General features: G+C 64.8%; 20 protein-coding genes. 14 read left to right on the forward strand and 6 right to left on the reverse strand.

The genetic code is table 11. The features are described from left to right. Positions 1-72: 72 nt before the first annotated feature. Complete coding sequence (locus ACHMWQ_RS20250; RefSeq protein ID WP_396308839.1) at positions 73-1,101, reverse strand: LacI family DNA-binding transcriptional regulator; 1,029 nt, start codon at positions 1,099-1,101, stop codon at positions 73-75. A gap of 191 nt (positions 1,102-1,292) precedes the next feature. Between ACHMWQ_RS20250 and ACHMWQ_RS20255 the strand changes: the two genes are divergently transcribed. The 3 genes from ACHMWQ_RS20255 (at position 1,293) to ACHMWQ_RS20265 (ending at position 4,255) form a co-directional block, all read left to right on the forward strand. Continuing rightward, complete coding sequence (locus tag ACHMWQ_RS20255) at positions 1,293-2,378, forward strand: fatty acid desaturase family protein (RefSeq protein WP_396308840.1); 1,086 nt, start codon at positions 1,293-1,295, stop codon at positions 2,376-2,378. Between the two features lie 301 nt (positions 2,379-2,679). Further along, on the forward strand, positions 2,680-3,009 hold the full coding sequence (locus ACHMWQ_RS20260) for a MocE family 2Fe-2S type ferredoxin (protein ID WP_396308841.1): 330 nt from the start codon (positions 2,680-2,682) through the stop codon (positions 3,007-3,009). Positions 3,010-3,013: 4 nt separating this feature from the next. Further along, the gene (locus tag ACHMWQ_RS20265; RefSeq protein WP_396308842.1) at positions 3,014-4,255 is read left to right on the forward strand and encodes an NAD(P)/FAD-dependent oxidoreductase; all 1,242 of its coding nucleotides are present in this window, start codon (positions 3,014-3,016) and stop codon (positions 4,253-4,255) included. A 71-nt stretch (positions 4,256-4,326) separates the two neighbouring features. Here the strand turns inward: ACHMWQ_RS20265 and ACHMWQ_RS20270 are convergent, their stop codons facing one another. Both ACHMWQ_RS20270 and ACHMWQ_RS20275 read right to left on the reverse strand, forming a co-directional pair. Then, positions 4,327-5,295, reverse strand: a complete 969-nt coding sequence (locus ACHMWQ_RS20270) for a small ribosomal subunit Rsm22 family protein (RefSeq protein ID WP_396308843.1) — start codon at positions 5,293-5,295, stop codon at positions 4,327-4,329. Between the two features lie 8 nt (positions 5,296-5,303). Further along, entirely contained in the window at positions 5,304-5,756 is a 453-nt protein-coding gene (locus ACHMWQ_RS20275; protein ID WP_396308844.1) for a GatB/YqeY domain-containing protein, read from the reverse strand. 247 nt (positions 5,757-6,003) lie between these two features. On the opposite strand from ACHMWQ_RS20275, the gene carA reads away from it, so the two are divergent. Both carA and ACHMWQ_RS20285 read left to right on the forward strand, forming a co-directional pair. Beyond that, the gene (carA, locus tag ACHMWQ_RS20280) at positions 6,004-7,260 is read left to right on the forward strand and encodes a glutamine-hydrolyzing carbamoyl-phosphate synthase small subunit (RefSeq protein WP_396308845.1); all 1,257 of its coding nucleotides are present in this window, start codon (positions 6,004-6,006) and stop codon (positions 7,258-7,260) included. 95 nt (positions 7,261-7,355) lie between these two features. Further along, positions 7,356-8,276, forward strand: a complete 921-nt coding sequence (locus ACHMWQ_RS20285) for a diacylglycerol kinase family protein (RefSeq protein WP_396308846.1) — start codon at positions 7,356-7,358, stop codon at positions 8,274-8,276. Between the two features lie 76 nt (positions 8,277-8,352). Here ACHMWQ_RS20285 and ACHMWQ_RS20290 read toward each other — a convergent pair whose 3' ends face one another. After that, the gene (locus tag ACHMWQ_RS20290) at positions 8,353-9,072 is read right to left on the reverse strand and encodes an SIMPL domain-containing protein (RefSeq protein WP_354550535.1); all 720 of its coding nucleotides are present in this window, start codon (positions 9,070-9,072) and stop codon (positions 8,353-8,355) included. A 129-nt stretch (positions 9,073-9,201) separates the two neighbouring features. Between ACHMWQ_RS20290 and ACHMWQ_RS20295 the strand changes: the two genes are divergently transcribed. The 8 genes from ACHMWQ_RS20295 to ACHMWQ_RS20330 all read left to right on the forward strand — a co-directional run bounded on the left by ACHMWQ_RS20295 (position 9,202) and on the right by ACHMWQ_RS20330 (position 16,526). Continuing rightward, positions 9,202-10,473 carry an NAD(P)/FAD-dependent oxidoreductase gene (locus tag ACHMWQ_RS20295; RefSeq protein WP_396308847.1) on the forward strand — a complete coding sequence of 424 codons (1,272 nt, stop codon included), beginning with the start codon at positions 9,202-9,204 and terminating at the stop codon, positions 10,471-10,473. A 354-nt stretch (positions 10,474-10,827) separates the two neighbouring features. Next, positions 10,828-11,370 carry a hypothetical protein gene (locus ACHMWQ_RS20300; protein ID WP_396308848.1) on the forward strand — a complete coding sequence of 181 codons (543 nt, stop codon included), beginning with the start codon at positions 10,828-10,830 and terminating at the stop codon, positions 11,368-11,370. An 89-nt stretch (positions 11,371-11,459) separates the two neighbouring features. Beyond that, positions 11,460-11,666 carry a helix-turn-helix domain-containing protein gene (locus ACHMWQ_RS20305; RefSeq protein ID WP_396308849.1) on the forward strand — a complete coding sequence of 69 codons (207 nt, stop codon included), beginning with the start codon at positions 11,460-11,462 and terminating at the stop codon, positions 11,664-11,666. Positions 11,667-11,828: 162 nt separating this feature from the next. Continuing rightward, positions 11,829-12,692: a hypothetical protein gene (locus ACHMWQ_RS20310; protein ID WP_396308850.1), complete on the forward strand. Its 864-nt coding sequence runs from the start codon at positions 11,829-11,831 to the stop codon at positions 12,690-12,692. A gap of 79 nt (positions 12,693-12,771) precedes the next feature. Further along, positions 12,772-13,026 (forward strand): hypothetical protein, encoded by a 255-nt coding sequence (locus ACHMWQ_RS20315; protein WP_396308851.1) that lies wholly within the window; start codon positions 12,772-12,774, stop codon positions 13,024-13,026. Positions 13,027-13,727: 701 nt separating this feature from the next. Continuing rightward, a complete protein-coding gene (locus ACHMWQ_RS20320) occupies positions 13,728-15,314 on the forward strand; it encodes a helicase RepA family protein (protein WP_396308852.1) in 1,587 nt (528 codons plus the stop codon). Between the two features lie 224 nt (positions 15,315-15,538). After that, on the forward strand, positions 15,539-16,042 hold the full coding sequence (locus ACHMWQ_RS20325; RefSeq protein ID WP_396308853.1) for a hypothetical protein: 504 nt from the start codon (positions 15,539-15,541) through the stop codon (positions 16,040-16,042). Between the two features lie 85 nt (positions 16,043-16,127). After that, positions 16,128-16,526, forward strand: coding sequence for a hypothetical protein (locus ACHMWQ_RS20330; RefSeq protein WP_396308854.1), 399 nt, complete (start codon positions 16,128-16,130; stop codon positions 16,524-16,526). Between the two features lie 361 nt (positions 16,527-16,887). Here the strand turns inward: ACHMWQ_RS20330 and ACHMWQ_RS20335 are convergent, their stop codons facing one another. Further along, positions 16,888-17,187: a helix-turn-helix domain-containing protein gene (locus tag ACHMWQ_RS20335; RefSeq protein WP_396308855.1), complete on the reverse strand. Its 300-nt coding sequence runs from the start codon at positions 17,185-17,187 to the stop codon at positions 16,888-16,890. A gap of 334 nt (positions 17,188-17,521) precedes the next feature. On the opposite strand from ACHMWQ_RS20335, the gene ACHMWQ_RS20340 reads away from it, so the two are divergent. After that, a complete protein-coding gene (locus tag ACHMWQ_RS20340; RefSeq protein ID WP_396308856.1) occupies positions 17,522-17,923 on the forward strand; it encodes a hypothetical protein in 402 nt (133 codons plus the stop codon). Between the two features lie 45 nt (positions 17,924-17,968). Here the strand turns inward: ACHMWQ_RS20340 and ACHMWQ_RS20345 are convergent, their stop codons facing one another. Further along, positions 17,969-18,511, reverse strand: coding sequence for a recombinase family protein (locus ACHMWQ_RS20345; protein WP_396308857.1), 543 nt, complete (start codon positions 18,509-18,511; stop codon positions 17,969-17,971). Between the last annotated feature and the right edge of the window lie 824 nt (positions 18,512-19,335).

The following is a 19,335-nucleotide window of genomic DNA, read 5'->3' on the forward strand; positions in this document are numbered from 1 at the left end:
GGACGGCGCGATGCGAGGGTTGCGCAGCCGGACTGTGGGCCCACCCTAGCCTCTTTCATCGGCCCGCCACCATCAGACATTCTCGGAAACATAGAGTTCGAACGGCAACAGCACGCGGTTCTCCCCCTCCCCGCCCCGGCCCGCCACGGCGCGGGCGAGGATCTCAACCGACCTTTCCGCGAGCGCCTGCACCGGAGTCGCGATCACCGCGTCGAGCACGCCATCGACCAGCGCCGCGCGCGTTTCCGGCACGAGTTCGTTGCAGACGGCGAGGATCCGGCCGGCCGCCCCGCTCTCGCGCAGAGCCGAGATCAGCCCGGCCATGCCGCCGCCGGCGACATAGATGCCGACCAGGTCCGGATTGCGCCGCAGTAGCTCCATCGTGCCCTCATGCGCCAGATGCGGATCCTCCAGATTGGCGAGCGGTTCGAGCAGGCGAAACTCCGGCGCATGCTCGCGAAAATAGCTGCGAAAACTGATCTCGGAGAGTTCGTGCCCGACATAGCGATGGCTGCCGACGAAGATGCCGACGCTACCCGGCTTTTTCGCCAGCCGCGAAATCGCCCAGGCGGCGGTGCGCCCGGCCTTGCGATGGTCGATGCCGACATGGCCGATGCCGCTCGGCGCCGACAGTTCCGAGAGCAGGGTCATCACGCCGACGCCCCGCGCGGCGAGTTGCTCCACCGCCTCGGTCACCTTGGGGTGGTCGGCGGCGACGACGGCGAGCGCATCGACCCGCGCGCCCAGCGCCAACAGCTTTTCCGCCACCGTGCCGGCCGAGATATCCTCGACGAACTCGACGACCGGCTTGCCGCGCACGCCGGGCGCGGCGCGGGTGGCCGCCACCAGCGCCGCCGCCATCTCCTGGTAGAAGGCATCGGCGCGGCGCTGCAGCAGGAAGCCGAAGGTGCGGCTTGGCGCGGTCTCCTCCAGCCGCCGCTTCAGCAGGCCGGTGCCGTGATAGCCGATCGCCTCCGCGGCGGCGAGCACGCGCTCCGCCGTCTCGCGCCGGACGGGCGCGCGCTGGTTCAGCACCCGGTCGACCGTGGCGACGCCGACGCCGGCGGCTTCGGCGAGGTCGCGGATAGTCGGCCGGGTCATGCCGTACATGCCGGTCCCACCTTGATAGTTTCCATCATCGCGATCCGCCGCATCCTTGAGCTTTCGTGAGAGATTCTATCATCGCCTGATTGAGCCGGGAAGGCTGCGGGGCTGAGACTCGTTCCAGACATCGAAAGCGCGCCTCCCCCTGCGGACTGGCTTAAAAAAGCGCGATGCGGCGGAGGAACGGAATGACCACCGGAACGGTGTTACGCGACTATTCGCTGGTCGGACGCGATACCCGGCGGGCCGAGGAAATGGGCCTGGCAGCGGCGGAGTGGTATCAGTGCCCGATCCCGCGCAAGCAGCTGAAGGAGCTGATGAAACGCTCCGATGGCCCGGCGCTGCGGGACACGGCGATCTGGTTCGCGGCGCTCTTCCTGACCGGTCTCGGCGGCTACTACTTCTGGGGTAGCTGGTGGGCGGTCCCCTTCTTCGCCGTCTACGGCATCCTCTACGGCTCGGCGTCGGATTCCCGCTGGCACGAATGCGGCCACGGCACCGCCTTCAAGACGCGCTGGATGAACGATGTCGTCTATCACATCGCCTGCTTCATGATCTTGCGCGAGCCGACCGTCTGGTGCTGGAGCCATACGCGGCACCACACGGACACGATCATCGTCGGCCGCGACCCCGAGATCGCCGTGCCGCGCCCGCCGGATATCCTCGGCATCCTGCTGAACCTGTTCGCGATCCAGAGCAGCTACGCCGCCTTCAAGAAGCTGTTCCTACATGCCGGCGGCAGGCTCACCGACGAGGAGCGGACCTATATTCCGGAGATGGAGCGCGGCAAGGTCTACTGGATCGCGCGGCTGTACCTCGCGATCTTCGCCGCCGTGGCGATCTGGTGCGTTGCCATCGGCTCGATCCTGCCGGCGATGTTCATCGGCCTGCCGACGCTATATGGCGGCTATTTCACGGTGATCTTCGGGCTGACCCAGCATGCCGGCCTCGACGAGGACGTGCTCGATCACCGGCTGAACAGCCGCACCGTCTACATGAACCCGGTCTATCGCTTCCTCTATCTGAACATGAACTACCACGTCGAACATCACATGTTCCCGATGGTGCCCTATCACGCGCTGCCGAAGCTGCATGCCGCCATCAAGGACGATTGCCCGACGCCCTATAGCGGCCTCTGGGAAGCCTATGCCGAGATCATCCCGGCCCTGCTGCGCCAGACCCGCGAGCCCGGGTTCTTCGTCAAGCGCCAGCTGCCCAACCCGGATAAGGCCGTGCCCTACAATCATGGGACGCAGTTCGTGCCGGCGGAGTGAGAGGGCAAGCAAGTCCATTTCGCGAAGGCCCTAGGGGACTTCCGAGTGCAGGCCGGTCGTCCCACCTCAGCCATCATCCTGAGGTGCTTCGCGCAGCGAAGCCTCGAAGGAGGGTCCAAAACAGCACCCAATTGCTGAAGCAATTGAGCAGTCCCCGCCTTATGGCCGATATCGGGAGGCGTTCGCTGGAGCCTCCTTCGAGGCCCGGCTTCGCCGGGCACCTCAGGATGATGACTGTGATTGATCTGCGCCTCTCCAGTAGGGCGATGGCGCCAAGACGAAAGAGCCGAGGAGCACCGCATTGACCACCACCGCCGCCACGACCTGGATCGAAGCCTGCGATGCCGACGAGATCGATGCGGAGGACGTCATCCGTTTCGATCATGCCGGCCACACCTATGCGATCTACCGCTCGCCGGACGACGAATATTTCGCCACCGACGGGCTCTGCACGCATGAGCGGATCCATCTGGCCGATGGCCTCGTCATGGATCACATCATCGAATGCCCCAAGCACAATGGCCGCTTCGATTACCGCACCGGCCAGGCCAAGGGCGCGCCGGTCTGCCTCAATCTCAAGACCTACCCGGTCAAGCTGGACGGCGGCAAAGTCCTGCTCGGCCTGGCGTGAGGCGATGACGAAGGCGGAAACCATCCTCGTCATCGGCGCGGGCGAAGCCGGGGCGCGCGCGGCCATGGCGCTGCGCGAGAACGGCTTCGAAGGCAACGTGACCCTGCTCGGCGAGGAAGCGCACCACCCCTATGAGCGCCCGCCCCTCTCCAAGGCCGCGCTGACCGACGAGGCCGAGCCGGAGGCCGCCTTCATCCTGACGCCCGATCGGCTCGACGAACACGGCATCCGCCATCTCGGCGGTCGCGCCGCCACCGCCATCGACCGCGCCGCGCATGCGGTCGAGCTCGCCGGAGGCGGGTGGCTGCGCTACGACCGGCTGCTGCTCGCCACCGGCGCGCGGGCGCGAAAGCTTGCCGTTGCCGGCGCGGGGCCGGACAACGTGCTGTATCTGCGCACTTTCGAGGAAGCCCGCGCGCTGCGTTCGCGCCTCGCCCCCGGCGCGCATATCGCCATCATCGGCGGCGGATTCATCGGCCTCGAACTGGCGGCGGCGGCTCGCGCGCGCGGCGCCGCGGTGACGCTGATCGAGCTTGCGCCGCGCCTGCTCGCCCGCGCCGTGCCGGGGGCCATCGCCGACGTCATCGCCGCCCGGCACGCGACCGCCGGTGTCCGGCTGCTGACCGGCGTCGGGATCGAGCGCATCGAGGCGGAGGGCGCGCGCCACGCCATCCGGCTGTCGACCGGCGAACGCATCGTCTGCGACGGCATAATCGCCGGCATCGGCGCGGTGGCGGCGACCAGCCTTGCCGAACGGGCCGGGCTCGCGATCGACAACGGCATCGCCGCCGACAAGCGACTGGCGACCAGCGATCCCGATATCTTTGCCGCGGGCGACTGCTGCTCGTTCCCGCACCCGCTTTATGACGGCCGGCGGCTGCGGCTGGAGGCCTGGCGCAACGCGCAGGACCAGGGCAACGCGGCGGCGAAATCGATGCTCGGCGGCAGCGATGCCTATGACGCCGTGCCATGGTTCTGGTCGGATCAGTATGACCTCACCCTCCAGATCGCCGGCCTCCCCGATGAGGGCCACGAGACGGTGACGCGCGATCTCGGCGAGGGGGCACGGCTCGATTTCCACCTGGCCAGCGACGGCCGCCTGGTCGCGGCGAGCGCGGTCGGCCCGAACGGCAAGATTGCCCGGGATGTCCGCCTTGCCGAAATGCTCATCGCCAAGCGCGCGACACCGGACAAGACGGCGCTGGCGGATGGCTCTGTGAAGCTGAAGGGGTTGCTGGCGGGGTGATGGTCGCCCCGGCCGCAATTCTGCGTGTCGGGCGGCGGCGCAAGGAGGGGCAGAAGAAACGCCCCTGCCCGCTAGACCTCGAGCGCGTCGCCCCAGTCGATGCGGCGGGCGGCCTTGAACAGCGCGCCATCGCGCTTGGTGATCAGCCGCGTCTCGGCCGCGCCGGAGGCGAGGCAGAGCTTCAGGCTGACCTTGCCGCTGCCGGCGCGGGGCGGCGACAGGACGCGGCCCGTGGCCCGGGCGACCGGCGCCCTGGAGACGGCCAGATAGATGAACTTCTCGTCCTCGAAAGGCACCACCGCGCCCTTGCTGCGCAGATGGATCTTCGTCCGCGCCACGCGGCGGGAGAAGTGGCACCAGTCGGGCGAAACGATCGGGCACGGCGCCTGATGCGCGCAGGGCGCGACGATGTTCGCGCCGAGGCCCAGCAATTGCGTCCGTGTGTCCAGGATGCGCTGCCAGCCGGCCGGCGTGCCGGGCTCGACGATCAGCAGCAGCGAGCCTGTCGCCTGCCACGCCGCCTCGATCAGCGCCGCGCGGGCGTCGAGCTCCAGTTCGTCCAGCACATAGGCGATGGTGACGAGATCATGCGTCTCGACCGCGAGCCTGCCCTTGGAAAAATCCGCCGCGCGCCATTCGCGCCGAAACGGCGCGGCGGAGGCGGCGAGCCTTTCGCCCCAGCGCCGCATGGTCGGGCTGCCCTCGATCATCAGCGTGTCGTCGATCGAAGGCCAGGCGTCGCGCGCCGCCCACATGGCGGTGCCGGGCCCGGCGCCGAGGTCGAGCAGCGATTTGGGCCGGAAGCCCGACATCTGAAGTTCCGCTTCCCCCATCGCGGCGCGGACGGCGGCGAAGGTGGCGGGCAGCCGCGCCGCCAGATAGGCGCGCGCGGCATCGTCCTCGGAGACGTGGAACCGGCCATCGCGAAGCTCGCTGCGATAGCGCTGCGAGAGCATCGCCGAGGCTTCGGCAAGGGCCGCCGTCGAGGCGCCCTCGAGCGCCGCGTCGACAGCGTCGCGGAGGGCGGGCGGCAGTTCCATGGTCGTTCCTAGCTGGAAAGGGCTGCCTTGACGGCGGCGCTCGCCTTGGAGAAGTCCATCTGCCCGGCATAGCGGGCCTTCAGCTCGGACATCACCTTGTTCATGTCACGGATGCCGCTGGCGCCCGTCTCGACGACGATGGCGGCGATCGCGGCCTTGGCCTCTTCCTCGCTCAGCTGCTTGGGCAGGTATTCCTCGATGATGGCGATTTCCTCGCGCTCCTGCGCGGCGAGCTCGGGACGGCCATTGTCCTCGTAGATCTTGGCCGATTCCAGCCGCTGCTTGACCATCTTGGCGAGCAGGTCGATCAGTTCGACGTCGCTGGCCGTGCCGGCGCCGGCGGTGCGGGCGACGATGTCGCGATCCTTGATCGCGGCCATGATCAGGCGAAGCGTGCCGGTGCGCCTCTTGTCCTGGGCCAGCGTTGCCGCTTTCAGGGCTGCGGTGATGGTGTCGCGCATCGTCAATCTCCTTGAACGCTGCCGCACCATAGAGAAGCTTGGCGCGTCCTTCAAGCACATCAATGCTAACATATTGAAATCTATGACTTTTGTATTTTCGGCTTCGGGTTGACGGGTGGGGCCTCTTGGCCTAGTTTCCCGGCAAATGGGCGCGAGGCGGAGGATCCACGGGATCCGCCGCGTTTTTGTGCGGCATGAGCTTGTCGGCACGAGCTTGGCGCCCCATCTCGAGACCCGCAGGTAGACCATGGCCGACACAATGCTGACCGACACGATCGCGGACGAGAACGTCTGGGCTGAGCCAAAGCCGACGGCGCTTCTGATCCTCGCCGACGGCACCGTGATCGAGGGCCGAGGCATCGGCGCGGTGGGCCACGCGGTCGGCGAAGTCTGCTTCAACACGGCGATGACCGGCTATCAGGAAATCCTGACCGACCCGTCCTATGCCGGGCAGATCATCACCTTCACCTTCCCGCATATCGGCAATGTCGGCACCAATGACGAGGATATCGAGACCATCAACATGGCCTCGGCGTCGGGCGTGCGCGGCTGCGTGATCAAGACCGACATCACCGATCCGTCCAACTACCGCGCGCTGAAGAATTTCGACCAGTGGCTGAAGTCGCGCGGCATCGTCGGCATCGCCGGCGTCGACACGCGCGCGCTGACCTCGCTGATCCGCGAGAAGGGCATGCCGAACGCCGTTATCGCCCATGCGCCGGACGGCGCCTTCGACCGGCAGGCGCTCGCCCAGGAAGCGGCCGCCTGGCCGGGCCTCGAAGGCATGGACCTCGCCAAGGACGTCACCACCGGGCAGAGCTTCCGCTGGGACGAGACGACCTGGGTCTGGAACAAGGGCTTCGGCCGCGAGGAAAACCCGGTCCACAAGGTCGTCGCCGTCGACTATGGCATCAAGCGCAACATCCTGCGCCTGCTGGCGGATGCCGGCTGCGACGTGACCGTGCTGCCGGCGACGGCGACCGGCGAGGAAATCCTGGCGCACAAGCCGGATGGCGTCTTCCTGTCGAACGGCCCGGGCGACCCGGCCGCGACGGGTGAATATGCCGTGCCGGCGATCAAGGAAGTGATCGCGGCGGACGTGCCGCTGTTCGGCATCTGCCTCGGCCACCAGATGCTCGGCATCGCGCTCGGCGGCGAGACCAAGAAGATGCACCAGGGCCATCACGGCGCCAACCATCCGGTCCAGGACCGCACCACCGGCAAGGTCGAGATCACCTCGATGAACCACGGCTTCGCCGTCGATGCCGGCTCGCTTCCCGACACCGTCGAGGAGACGCATGTCTCGCTGTTCGACGGCTCGAATTGCGGCCTGCGCGTCAAGGACAAGCCGATCTTCTCGGTGCAGTACCATCCGGAAGCCTCCCCGGGCCCGCAGGACAGCCACTATCTGTTCACGCGCTTCGTCAATCTGATGCGCGCGCGCAAGGGCGAGCCCGCCCTCTCCGAAGCGCGCCCGACGCCGGTCCCGCTGCAGACCCGCTAGGAAGCCGGTTTCGATCGCCGCGCACGGATCGTTCCGGGACGGCTTGCGTTGCCCCGTCGGCGTCGCCACCTTGAGGCGTCGCGGGGGAGCCCATAGTGGTCGATACCATCGTTATCCTGAATGCCAAGGCCGGAACGATCCATGATCGGGATCCGGCCGAGATCCGTGCCGCGGTCGAGCGCACCTTCACCGAGCGCGGCCATTCGGCCGAGGTGGTGCTCGCCGAAGGCGACGACTTCATGCGGGCGATCGACGACGCCGCCAAGTCGGGTCCTCAGACCGTCGTGGTCGGCGGCGGTGACGGCTCGGTCGGGCACGCCATCCGCAAGATCGCCGGCACCGAGCGCACGCTGGGCGTCCTGCCGCTCGGCACGATGAATTTGTTCGCCAAGAGCCTCGGCATGCCGACGGATCTCGACGCCGCGCTGGTGGCGCTGGCCGATGCCAGCCCGAGCCGGATCGATCTCTCCTCCGTCAACGGCCGGCTGTTCCATTCGCTCGCGGGGCTCGGCTTCTTCGCCGAGGTGGCGCGCGGGCGGGCGCAGTTCCGCGGCCTCAGCCTGCCCTTCGGACGCTTCATCGCCGTGGCGCGCTCGTCGTTCCGGGCGTTTACCCGCGCCGGCATCCTGCAATTGAAGCTGGAGACGCCGCAGGGCGAGCGCGAGATCGCCGCCTATGCGCTGCTGGTCACCAACAACCGCCTCTCCACCGGGGGCTTCGATCGCCCGCGGCTCGACGAGGGCGTGATCGAGATCCATTTCGCGGAAGGCGCTGAGATGGCAAGCCGGATGCAGGCGGGGCTGGACCTTCTGTCCGGGCGCTGGCGCGACAATCCGGAAATCAACTCGCTAGCGGTCAGCCATGCCACGATCACCAGCCACCGGTCCCGGGTCTGGCTCTCGGTCGATGGAGAGCTGACGCGGATGCAGACGCCACTGGTATTCGAAAGCGTGCCCGGAGCGATTTCCGTACTCGCGCCGGCCCCGACGGGCCAGGCCGTCGAGGATGTCGCTTAGCCGTGCCGACGGGGGCGGCCCTCCCCTGAGGGAAAGGCCGCCATTTCGTCAGGCGTCAGATGTCAGGCGCAGGGGGTCAGCGCGGCGAGATCTGGTAGACGATCGTCGCGTTGGCGGTGATCTGCTGCTCGCCACCCATCACCGGGGTCGACGAATCGGCCTTCATCGCCATCTGCGCGCGGAAGATCGGCACGCCGCCGCCATCGCTGGTCTGGATCGACTGGATCTCGCCGAGCTTGACGCCCGCCGCTTCCGCCATCAGTTCGGCGCGGCGGCGCGCTTCGGTGATCGCCGCCTTCATCGCGGCGTCGCGCAGCGAGGTCGCCTTGTCGATGTCGAAATCGATGCCGGTAACGCGGTTGGCGCCGGCCGAGACGACCTTGTCGAGCAGCGGGCCGGACTGGGCGAGATCGCGGATCTTGACCGTCACCTGGTTCTGCACGCGGTAGCCGGTGACCTGCGCCTGGCCGTTCGGGTCCTTGGACGGGTCGGAATAGACCGGATTGACCGACAGCCCGCTGGTGGCGATGTCCTTGGTGGCGATGCCGGCGCCGGTGATCGCCGCGATCACGGCGTTCATGTCGGTGGCGTTGGCGGCCAGCGCGTCCTTGGCGGTCGGCGATTCCGAAATGACGCCGAGCGTCACGATGGCGATGTCGGGCGCGGCGGTGGCGCTGCCATCGGCAAAGACGGTGAGCGTCGGCGGCTGCGGCGCCGACTGCGCCAGCGCGGGGGCCGCGAACACCGCGAGCAGGGTAGAAGCCAGGATGGCGGTGCGGAAGTTGATGGTGCGCATGGTCGCGGTTTCCTTCGTCTCGATTGGCAGGCACTACGATAGGTTGTTGAATAGGTTGGCATTGCGACGGGACTGCGACCACCTGTTGGCGAGATGATGATCGTCACCAAGGCAACAAAGGACGGACGAATGACCGAGCCTTCGAACCGGATTGTCGTGATTGGCGGCGGCTTTGGCGGGCTGGAGACAGCCATGCGCCTGGGCAGCAGCGCCGCCCGCGTCACCGTCGTCGACCAGCGCAACCACCATCTGTTCCAGCCCCTGCTCTACCAGGTGGCGACGGCACTGCTCTCGACCTCCGAGATCGCCTGGCCGATCCGCCACCTGCTGCGGCGCTACAAGAATATCGAGGTCGTGCTGGGCAAGGTGGTCGGCGTCGACCGGCAGGCCCGCAACGTCGAGCTCGAGGATGGCGCCATACTGCCCTTCGACCAGCTGGTGGTCGCGACCGGCGCGCGCCACGCCTATTTCGGCCATGACGAATGGGAGCCCCTGGCGCCGGGCCTGAAGACGCTGGAGGATGCCACGACCCTGCGCCGGCGCATCCTGACGGCGTTCGAGCGGGCCGAGCGCGAGCCGGATCCGGCGCGGCGCGCCGCCTGGCTCACCTTCGTGATCGTCGGTGGCGGCCCCACCGGAGTCGAACTGGCCGGCACGATCGCCGAACTGGCGCACCGCACGCTGCCCGGCGATTTCCGCAATTTCGATCCGGCGAGCGCCCGCGTGCTGCTGGTCGAGGGGGGACCGCGCGTGCTGGCGGCGTTCCGGCCGGAGCTCTCCGACTATGCCGCCAGGGCGCTGGAAAAGCTCGGCGTCGAGATTAGGACCGGACACCCGGTCTCCGGCATGGCGGCCGGCGAGGTCTCGATCGGCGACACGGTCCTTGCCGCCGAGACGGTGATCTGGGCCGCCGGCGTGCAGGCCTCGCCCGCCGCGACCTGGCTCGGCGTGCCGCCGGCCGATCGCGCCGGCCGGGTCAAGGTCGAGCCCGATCTGAGCCTTCCCGGTGATCCCGACGTCTTCGTTATCGGCGACACGGCGATGGTGATGTCGGAGGGCAAGCCGGTGCCGGGCGTGGCGCCGGCCGCCAAGCAGCAGGGGCGCCATGTCGGCGCGACGCTGCTGGCGCGGCTTGCCGGCGACCGGACGCCGCGTCCCTTCCGCTATCGCGACCAGGGCAATCTCGCCACCATCGGCCGCAAGGCGGCGGTGGTCGATTTCGGCTGGATCCGTTTCAAGGGCGGCTTCGCCTGGTGGATGTGGGGCCTTGCCCACATCTTCTTCCTGATCGGCGTGCGCAACCGCCTCGCCGTCGCACTGTCCTGGCTGTGGATCCACACCACCGGCAGCCGCAGCGCCCGCCTGATCACCCAGCGCGATCCCCTGGTAGGCGACGACTGAGGAGCGGTCCCTGCATCTGCTGATGTGTTGGTACGGATGGCGCCCGTAGATTTGATACCAACAGCCATACCAACAAAGCGGCAGGCGGAAAGGTCCGTCAGCGCATCATGCAGTCCAAAACTCATTGATTTCATTGAGGAGTTTGGACGCCTTCGGACCGGAAGATAAGCCGAGGGACGAGTTGGTGGCCCACCAGAACCAGCACCGTCGGCAATATTGTTTGTTTTCTCAACATGATGGCCGATCATGGTTTGTGAGCATACCGCCAGAAATACCGTCGCCGCTTCACATGGCACTCCCTTAGTCGCATGCTGCTCTTGCGGGCACTTTAGTTTTCCGAGGAAACGGGTCGCGATGGCTAAAACGACAACGCTAGGTGCGGAAGCACGCCGGCGACTACGCGGACGGCTTCACACTCAATGGGCAAGCCAACAGCAGATTGGTTCGCGGGCCCAGGCTAAAGATCTGGTGCACGCGCTCTGCGCCGACATGGGGCTTAGCCCCGCAAATGTGTGGCGCGCGATCGAGCGACGAACCCCCACGGGCCTTTTCATCCTTTACATTCTCGATGCTGATATTGAGGCGGCCTTGCCGCGGGGGCGCCCCCGTGAGTTGGTCCGACGACGGGCCATCTACCACACGGTTCAGGACCTTATTCGCGAGGGCGTGGAGGCGGGTAAAAGTCGGGCGCAGAGCGAGACGGATGCTTTTCGGAAGGCGCCAGCGATTCTTGCCAAACGAGAGCCTCCGATCATCGGCGCAGATGGATCCCTGATGGAGTCGAAGAGCGTTCGGAATTCGTATCGAAAGGTCGACCCGGCGTCGATCTGGTTCGAAGATCTGACATGCGCTGAAGAACCAGCAACGCCGCAGAAACCGCCAACGGGTGACGTCTAGGACTTGGCCTCGAAAGGCCACCGCATTCGACCTTTTTCGAGGCCAACGCGCTCTGCATCATCAAGCTCCAATCAACACGACGGAGCATCATGATGCGTGCAGAGATGAACTTCGACAGCCCTAGCGCGGCGCTTTCGATCGACGAGGCCGCCTATCACCTGCGGATTTCCCGAGCTGGGCTGTGGCGTCTTTTGAAGGATGGCCGCCTCCCCAAGGCGAAAGTTGGCGGCCGGACGTTGGTGCGCCGGCGTGACCTCGAGGCTTTCCTCGACCAGTGTGTCGAGGTGTCGAATTGAGCTCTTTCAACGAGTATTCCGCCCGCGTCTGGCGGCCCCGCCGCGGCGTCATCTTCGCCCCACACGGACGGCGAACCTTAGTTCCTTCGACGCCTCAATTGATGGAGCTCGTAGCTTGATGGGCACCCGTCGGAGCGGGTACCGGCATGTTGGGGGCGCCCGATGAGCAAAACCCGCGAGCCTCATCCCGAAAGCTTCCTGGCGTTCTGTTGTTGGCTGTTCGAATACGTGGATCTGGTTGATGACGAATGGCCGGAATGCCTTCCACCCCCGGTACCACTGACGGAAATTGCTACGGACGACGAGGCACGGGCCCGGCGCGCCGCGCTGCGCCATGAGGCATCGAAAAAGTTCTGGACGATCGCGATCCGCCAGAGCCTCCGTGACGCTGGCGCTAACGAACACGAGCTTGCGAGCGCTGTGATCGAGAAGCTGGTGAATGATAAAGTCGCCGACATCCACTATGCCGCTTCACTTGAATTCGAGCTGCAGAGGCTGAAGCTCCAAAGGCGCCGGCCTCAGCGCGCTGTCCAGGGCTGGAAGCCGAGCAGGAAAGTGGTTTCCGAAGTTATTGCGGGAACGCACTTCGCCCTTGGCCGCGGCAAAAGACGCGTGACAGCTCTAGCTTTGAGTAGGGGAATTCCTACCAAGGATCGAGGCCACGGCGTCCGGCCCTACGATATCCGCAACGCGGCGAACACCGTTGCAAGTGCGATGCGTGCTCTTGGGGCGATCGAAACCGGCGCCTGGCGTATCCTAGCTTTGAGAATGCGCGACCGCGTGAAAATTGCGGACACAATTTGGCACGAAATCAAGCGCTCGCCCAAATACCGTTTGATGCCAATGTATGTCGCGATCCATCGCCTGTGCTCCTCAGGCCAATTGCTCGACCGATACAGCGAACTTGAAGAGCATTTCGGGAACAAGCCCATCCGTGAGCTCGAGCCCCATGACGAGTTAGTGATCGTAAACGGGCACATTGAAATCTTGGCCATGGAGCGCCGGCGACGGTCCGCCGGTGCGTAACGGCACAGCCTAAGCCCCGCTTATTTCGCACGCTCAGCCGATCCACCGTTAGGCGTCCACATTCGCACTGGAGGCGGAAATGCTCACGACCAACGACACGCAGCCTGACCTGTTGACGCTCGAACAGGCCGCAACACTCATCGGAAAGTCGGTTTCTTGGGTCAGGACCCTACGCGCGTACGGTCCGCTTGAACCTGGCGTCATCAACGGTCGGCAGGCTGTGACCGCTCAGAGCGTAGCGAAGCTGCTGGCAGATCGTCCAGTGCCCCAGGCAGCGCGCGCCGCAGTCCGCAGGACGCACCTGCGTCTGGTGGTCGACAACACCCGTCCCTGAAAATGGAAAGGCCAGGCACCGTTGCAGCGGTGCCTGGCTAGAAGGTCATTCAATGAACACCAGCAGCTTACTCGAAAATGGCGTCGGATCGCAATGTTTTGAGCCGCGCGCCCTAAGCGCTGGCGTAGCAGACGCGGTGGAATTCCTTCGATCGGTCGACCCGACGGGGTGGCATAACCTGGTTTCGATCCACCCTGACACAGGGGGGCTGCAGGCGCGGACATTCCCGCCAGGGAGCTGGGGCGATCTGGAAGACTGGATCCACGACCGCAACGGGCGAGCTAACCTCTACTGGTCCGTCAATGAGCCTCGGCCGGGAGCTCCCAACGCCAAGCTTCTCAAGACCGATATTGCGTCGCTGCGGTTTCTCTGCGGCGATCTGGACCCCGCCGACGGTGTCACCCTCGACGCAGCTCGGGAGCAGGTGGCAGCAGTGGCCGCGGGCCTGGCGGACGGGCCGCTGCCGCCTTCTATCACCCTAGACAGCGGCGGAGGCTTTCAGTTCTTCTGGCGCCTGCGCAATAAGCTCGCTGCCAGCGATCATCAGACCTGGGCGGAGCAAGAAGGCCGCGGCCTGGCGCACATGATCGATGGCGACGCTGTCCAAGACATCAACCGGATAATGCGGCTGCCCGGCACGATTAACCTGCCCGACGCGAAGAAGCGCCAGCCGTGGCCGCATCCCGCGTCAGGCCAGGATCGTGACGCAGTCCGACCGATCCTACGAGCAAGACGAAATTACGGCGTTTGTGGCTCCTGTTGCGGCTGCGAGTTACGAGGATCGCGAAGCAGCGGTGGCGCACGCGCTGACTATGATCGATATGGGGGCGGTGGAGGCCTGCCAAGCTGGCGAGGATTTGCCGGCCCAGACGGCGGAGAAATTCAACCGAGCCTACGCCAGCGATGGCAAGTTCCGGACACTTTGGGACGAAGGGAAGGACCGGGGAGATATTACAGGCTCCGGTTACCTTGCATCTTTAGCCGCGGCCGTCGCAACCCATGATTTCGATGCAACCGATTTTGCGACTACTGCCGCCAAGTGGAGCTGGACCAACGAGGAAAAGACACTAAGCGCTCGATCACTTGCGCGTGCCTGGGGCCGGGTCGGTGATCCGCGGACCCCATCGCACGTCGCAAACAAGTGGTACGAGGCCGGCGCTCAAGCTGAACCCTTGTTTCCCGCCGATGCGTCAGATCAGGCAACCTCACTTCGGCGCTTCGAACTCATTCCGATCGGCGCGGCCGCTCGCGATGCGCTCACGATCAGCGCAAAACCGCTGGTCAAGGGCTTGCTTGATCAGGGCGCGATGAGTGTTCTTTTCGGCGAGAGCAACGTGGGAAAGTCGTTCGTCGCGATGGATCTCGCACAACATATTGCGAGTGGTGCCCCTTGGGCCGGGATGAAGACCGCGGGTTTGCCAGTCGTCTACATTGCTGCAGAAGGCGGCGGCGGCGTCAGGAAGAGAGCTGCTGCCCTAGTGAGCAAATACGGAGATGCCGGCGAGCGCTTTCGATTGCTGGTCAGCTCTGTCGACCTATTGCACCCCGATGCCGACCTACAGCCGCTGCTCGCGACACTTCATGACCTTCCCGAGCAGCCCGGCCTGATCGTAATCGACACCCTCGCGCGTGCCATGGCAGGTGGAGACGAAAACTCATCAACGGACATGGGCGCCCTTGTGAAAAATTTGGACAAGGTGCGAGCGGTCACCTCTGCGCACCTGCTCATCGTCCACCATACCGGCAAGGACAGGTCCAAAGGTGCACGAGGGCATTCATCGCTTCGCGCGGCAGTCGATACTGAAATTGAAGTTGCCGACGGGGTGATCTCTGTCACCAAGCAGCGAGATCTAGACGAGACATGGTTGTCGCCGTTTGCCCTCGACGTAGTGTGCCTTGGCGTCGACGAGGACGGGGCGCCGATCACGTCCTGCACCGTTCGCTTGCTCAGCGAAGCGCCGCTCCGCGTTGAAACGGCCACGGATGCAGAACGGCAGGTTCTCGACGTTTTGGAGGATCTTCAAGAAGCGCGCGGCAAGCTTTGGCGAGGGGCGACGCTTAGCGAGTTGGTCGGACACTTTGTCCGGAACGGTGGAGCAATTACGGAAGATGCTGTCCGCAGCAGGCTAAAGCAGCTTGAAAAGAAGCGGCTTGTTGTGAAGCCCGCCAGAGGTTGTTGGTCACCAAGAGCGGTGGCAGCAGGCTCCACCACTCCCCAAAATGACAACTTGTCGTTGCCTTCGACTTTCGAAGCGGTGGGGCGAGTGGTGGAGGGAATTTTCTCATGAAATCAATGAGATACGCCAAGTGGTGGAAGGTGGTGGAAAGCGGTGGAACCTCACCCGGTAAAGCGATGGAGTGGTGGCCCCCCCTTTATAAGGCCACCACTCCCACCACCCGCAGCATTGGCCATTGAATCTAGAACTCCAGAGACAAATCGTCCGGGATCAATCAATGCAGTTGAGCGGGTATTGCCAATACCTCAGCACATCCTGTCTCCGGGAGCGCTGCGATGAAGAAAGCCCGCGCAACATCGCGGCTAGATCGCTGGCGCAAGTCCCCTCAGTTTCGGCTGATCGCTCGAGCGCAGTGCCGCCGAATGAATGCCGCCAAGGTCACCGCCAAACGCTGCGGAGCACGGCGGAAGCGGGACGGACAGCCCTGCGAGCTCGAGGCACTCGAGAATGGGCGGTGCTATCTGCATGGTGGCCGGACGCCAAAGGGCGACCAGTGGCACTGTCCGGTCTGGCCCGACAAGAACGCGCCGAACGCCAACGCCAAGCTCGCCCGAAAGCTGCAAGATCTGGAGCGGGCAGCGCAGAAGCGCGCCATGCGCCTGGCAACCATGTCGCCGGAAGAGCGCGCGGCGCATGAGCGTTGGCAGAAGTCGCACCCCTCTGGATCTGCTGGCACCCGCGCGACCGATCGCGCGCGCCGACGCCAGGATGCGGAAGCACGAAAGCTGTTTGCTCAGCTCGAGCCGGCCCCCCCGCGGATCCCGAAACAACAGCATTAGAGCGCGCGATTGCCGCCGCGCGTCGGCGCCTCGCCGAGATCGAGGCGCTTCAGGTCGGCAGCTCTGACAATCAAGGGGTATTCTCGTGAGCGAGTTCGACGACGATTTTGATGACGATGAGCAGATGCGCCGCGCTGCAATCGTCCGCCGCGCCAAGACTGAGGGCATCGAGGTTGCCTACGAAACCGCTCTTCGAGTTTGCAAAGATCCGAAATCACCGGCTCAGGCGCAGAGCAACGCTGCACGGACCCTTCTTCAGATAGGCGGATTGCTCGAGCGCGCGGACCGGGTCCAGCAGTTCGAAGGGAAGAACCTTGCCGAGTTAACCGGCGAAGAACTGCAAGCCGAGATTGCCAAGGCAACTGCACGCCGAGCGCGCCCCCGTCAGCAACCTGCTCGCGTGGGCGCTGCCCAGCCGGCGGCGGAGCCAGAAAAGCCGCCAATCGAGCTGTTTCCGGAAAAGCCTGTCGGAGTTTTTGAGTGAACGCGGGGCGGTGCCGGCGGGCGGCGAATTCGGCCCCTTATGGGCAGAGTTCTGCCGTTTCTGGGTGATGCCGCAAGCATGCGAGCGCCGATGACGGATCGGGTTGGAAATCGGCAAATAGTGGCGGGTTTCCGCGGTTTCGGGCCGCTGATGCGCCGCGAGGAAATCAGGCGTTTCGCGGTCGAAATTCCGACCTCGGCGGCGCTTCGGTCTGGCAACTGCTTCCGTTTTGGAAGTGGTTCGGCCGGTGCGGGATTTCCCGTAACGAAGCGTTTCAGCCGTTTCGGCCCGATACGGATTCTGCGGACGGGATGTCCGGCTCGAATTTGGGTTGGGGTTGGGTGGCACCGTACGCCGGCGCTCACTTTCCTTTTGAATTAATCTTCCGGCGCATCCAGACAGTCTGCGCTCTAATTCTGGCCTGCCTCAAGCCTTCCTGGTGAAGCTGCTCCGGCGTTGGCTCAATTTTGACCGGCTTGGGTGGTTCTTGGGCCGCTTTTCGGCTCTTGACCTCGTCCATATAAGCCTGAAGGTCTGCCTCATCGACGAGAACCGGCCTCCCTACCAAATATATCAGCTGCCCGGTCAGACGTAGGCGTTTCACCTTGCTCCTGGAGCATCGCAGAATTACTGCAACTTCTGCTTCGGTTATGAGAGCCATATTAGCCTTTCCTCCGTCTACGCCGCTCGATCGTTATCGTAAAGTTTCCAGTTGTCAAAGCAGATTTCCATTTCGGTTTTGTAGATACTTGTCGACCGACAAATAAGACATGAGTGAATCGTGTTTGTACTGGATTGACTCCAACATTAACTATGTTGCATGGTTCGATTTGGGCTTTTGATGCTTTGCCGATATGTGTGATGCCGCCTCCACTGATCACGGAGGCTGCGTCCGGGCGCGCTGCGGGATGTCCAAGGTCGGAGGACCTAAAACCGCGGCGGCCGGCATGGCTGGCATTCCAAGCCCGGACTGCAACATCAAAAAGGAATGAACCATGCAACCGCAAGATACTGTCAGCTCCGCCGCTCCCAGCAGGCGGGTTCGGTCAAAGCCCGCGGCCGTGACAAACATGAGGAATGAGTGGCTCGCGTTGGCGCGGCCCCGCCCAAACTTCTGCATCCTGTTTCGAGAACAGGAGGTAGCCAGCGGCGCGCCGGTCCTGATGATGGATATATGCCAAAAGCATTCGCTGCTGGCGCCGATCGAAGAACTGATCGATCGCGCCTGCGCCAGCCGGCCACTTCGTGATGGCGAAAAGCAGCTAGTGTACGAGGTTATACGGGACGAGGCCTCGTCAACCTACATGATTGTTGAGACGATGGGGCCAGCTGATTTCGTTCTCAGCATCGCTGAAGGTCTTGTCACCTTGGGACTGACCTCCATAGACAACTGCTAGGGGCATCCCTGCGACGGTTAGGGCGCCCCCTGGGCGCCCTTTTCTTCAGGATGAGAGAAGCCGGTAAACGCTTGCGCGGCCGATGCCCAGGCGTTTTGCGATATCGGATGCGCCCAACCCCTCCGCTTTAAGCGCCGCAATTTGATCGGCTTGGATGCTCCGCGGCCGTCCCTTGTAGACGCCCTCGGCTTTGGCCTTGGCGATCCCCTCCAGTTGGCGTTCGCGTCGAAGGTTGGTTTCGAACTCTGCGAACACCCCCAGCATGTCGAGAAATGCCTTGCCGGCGGCCGTACTGGTGTCGATCGGCTGCTCTGTGGCCCGCAGCGCCGCGCCCTTCGTTCGCAGCTCTCTGACAATATCCTGAAGGTCGGCAACCGATCGGGCCAGACGGTCGACGCGCGTGACTGTGAGCACGTCGCCGGTGCGGATGAAGTCTAGGAGGGTTCGGAGTTCCTGCCGGTCCGCCGTCGACGTGCCGCTTCGCTTCTCTGAGCGGATGATCTCGCAACCCGCCGCCTTCAGCGCGTCGATTTGGAGCGACAGATCCTGATCGGTCGTGCTGACGCGCGCATACCCGAAGACGGTCATATCAATCCCCATTTGTCTCGTTTGGTTCTAGACCTTTCTCTCACAGTGTCTCATAAGTGTCAATGGTATCCATATGAGACGAAATTGATGTCTCATAGGCTGAGCCGGTCGGGTACACCCATCCGAGACGGGCTCGGGGCCTCTCACGATCTGCGTGACGCCTCATACCGAGGGCCAGCCCCTTGCCTGAATTGCGCCAGCGTCTGCTCGGTGAGGTGGCGCCGCCGATGATTGCGCCGATGAGCTCGGCAAGGCGCGGCGCCCACGCGGCGCGAGCACGCGCTGTGTCCGGGCGCCAGTCATAGATCGCTGCAGGCCGCGCACCGAGGCGCGTGCGGCATCCTCCGCCGCCTAGTGCATGATCGCGGTCGGGCAGAGCCCGCCGATCTCGAGAAAGCCGAGGGCGACCGGCACCACCACGCCGACGGCGGCACCTGCCAGCGCGAACCAGGAGGGCCATGTGCCGCGCTGGAAAATATCCTGGATCAGCTAGGGCCAGCCCGCGGCCGAGCCAGCGCAGGGCGCAGGACGCCGAGTTCCGAGACGACGATGTTTGCCCAGGACAGGCAGCGGCGCGCCTTTGGCGGGATGACAGGCGACAGATCCAGCCCCTCCAGCTCGGCGATTGCCGATCGTCTTGGAGCGCGGGCGGTTTCGAGCCGGAAGGCCGAGCAGACGAGGTGACAGCGCTGCGGCGAGCAGCGAGAGGGTCCGCTCCCGGGCAGGTGCCACCTGTCGGCCGATCCACCCCCCGGGGTCAGTCCGCCGGCCGTCGCCGGAACCGGGCCGCCCGTCCAAACAAATTTGCGGTCCCCGTAAACTTT

Origin of the sequence: Kaistia sp. UC242_56 (assembly GCF_044452255.1) — a bacterium.
GTDB lineage: Bacteria > Pseudomonadota > Alphaproteobacteria > Rhizobiales > Kaistiaceae > Kaistia > Kaistia defluvii_A.